The sequence below is a fragment of the Streptomyces sp. P9(2023) genome (genome assembly GCF_032436795.1).
GTDB lineage: Bacteria > Actinomycetota > Actinomycetes > Streptomycetales > Streptomycetaceae > Streptomyces.
Window position 1 is genome coordinate 1 of record NZ_JAUPWM010000339.1, and the last position, 290, is coordinate 290.

Here is a 290-nt window from a genome sequence, read left to right on the forward strand (position 1 = left end):
GTCACGAACGGATGCCGATGACCACCGCCACACTTTACGTCTGCACAACTTGCCGCATGGGGCGCGGCCCGGCGGAAGACCCGCCCGGCGCCCGGCTGCACCGCGCGCTGGCCGACGGGCCGGTCGCCAAGGGGCTGCGCGTGGTCGGCGTCGAATGCCTTTCGGCCTGTGATACGGGCTGTGCCGTCGCGCTGTCGGGGCCGGGAAAATGGACCTATGTCTACGGCTTTCTGGACCCCGCCCGCGACGTTGACGACATCCTACTGGGCGCCGCGCATTACACGAAGTCG

1 protein-coding gene is annotated in these 290 nt (G+C 69.0%); it reads left to right on the forward strand.

The features are described 5' to 3' along the window. Positions 1-17: 17 nt before the first annotated feature. Positions 18-290 (forward strand): DUF1636 domain-containing protein (locus Q5762_RS37860; protein ID WP_315896849.1); only part of this gene is annotated, 273 nt, incomplete at its 3' end.